The sequence below is a fragment of the Streptomyces sp. NPDC018019 genome (assembly GCF_044327805.1).
In the GTDB taxonomy this organism is placed as follows: domain Bacteria; phylum Actinomycetota; class Actinomycetes; order Streptomycetales; family Streptomycetaceae; genus Streptomyces.
The window spans coordinates 1-1,044 of the sequence record NZ_JBIRGD010000078.1 but is presented as its reverse complement, the minus strand read 5'-3'; the positions used below and the strand labels follow the sequence as shown (position 1 = coordinate 1,044).

2 protein-coding genes are annotated in these 1,044 nt (G+C 67.1%); one reads left to right on the top strand and one right to left on the bottom strand.

Features of this window, described 5'->3' with window-relative positions:
- A partial coding sequence (locus ACH4FX_RS43215) for a helix-turn-helix domain-containing protein (protein WP_398487403.1) occupies positions 1 to 345 on the bottom strand: 345 nt, incomplete at its 3' end.
- A 264-nt stretch (positions 346 to 609) separates the two neighbouring features.
- On the opposite strand from ACH4FX_RS43215, the gene ACH4FX_RS43210 reads away from it, so the two are divergent.
- A complete protein-coding gene (locus ACH4FX_RS43210; protein ID WP_398487401.1) occupies positions 610 to 1,020 on the top strand; it encodes a peptidase inhibitor family I36 protein in 411 nt (136 codons plus the stop codon).
- The last annotated feature ends 24 nt before the right edge of the window (positions 1,021 to 1,044 follow it).

Genomic DNA, 1,044 nt, shown 5'->3' with positions numbered 1-1,044 from the left:
ATGGTCGCCGGGCTCGAACCGGGCCAGGCCGCGGTAGGGCGGATCCGCCGCCTCCTCGTCCGGGTCACGGGGCCGGCTGGCCGCTTCATCGCGCACCTCCTGCCACCGCTGCTCCCATTCTTGCGGGTTTCCGCCGCAAGCCCGCACATAGGCCAGCGTCAACGGCAGCGACGGCAGTATCTCGCCCGCCGCCGCGCGGGACAGCGCAGCGGTCGAATATCCCGCCTTTGGGGCCATCGCCCGGTAGGTCGGGCCGCCCGCCTCCCGGCGCAGGGTGCGCAAGGCGAAAGCGAACCGCTGCACCGGCCCCGCACCCGGATCGATCGGCTTTTCACGTCGCCCCACTACAGTCCAGCCTCCCCGTTCACGTGGGACCGTCCACCTCAGCACGGCCGCCACAGCGCCACAAGACGCCCACGAGCCAGCCCCGGCCCCCCAAGCAGTCCGCCGTTGCGTTGTCTACCAGCACGAACAGGGGCTGCGAGACAACCAAACGGCCGCTGGAATCACTAGGGCACGGCCTGGACCGGCACTGCCCACGAGAGCGGTCCGGGCCTGCGCAGAAGTACCGAACACACCCCAACCACACCATGAACGAAGGGAATCAACATGCGTATGGGCCGTATAGCCGCGCTGGGCATCGGTATCGTCACGCTCACAGCCGGGGCGGTCGTTCCCGCAGTCGCCGACAGTTCCAAGGGCGCCACCCAGCCCCGCCAGACGCAGTCCGACTCCGGCGATCTGGCCAGGGGGGCTCTGTGGCTGTACCAGAACAGCCACTACAAGGGCGGAAAGAAGAAAATCACGCACAAGGACGCGAACTTCAAGAACAACTACTTCGATAACGGCAAGAGCCTCAACGACCGCGTCAGCTCGGTGAAGAACCGCTCCACCAAGGCGTGGAGGCTGTACAAGGACGCCGGCTACCACGGGCCGAGCACGAAGATCCTCCCGGACCACCAGCTCTTCAACCTGCGGTCCACCAATGTGGGCAACGACACCGCGAGCAGCGTCAAGTAGGCGAGCAGGCAAGGAGCGCGGGTG

Bases quoted from the DNA above. Each gene is read 5' to 3' on its own strand.
- ACH4FX_RS43210 (WP_398487401.1), top strand. From the start codon at position 610: ATGCGTATGGGCCGTATAGCCGCGCTGGGCATCGGTATCGTCACGCTC.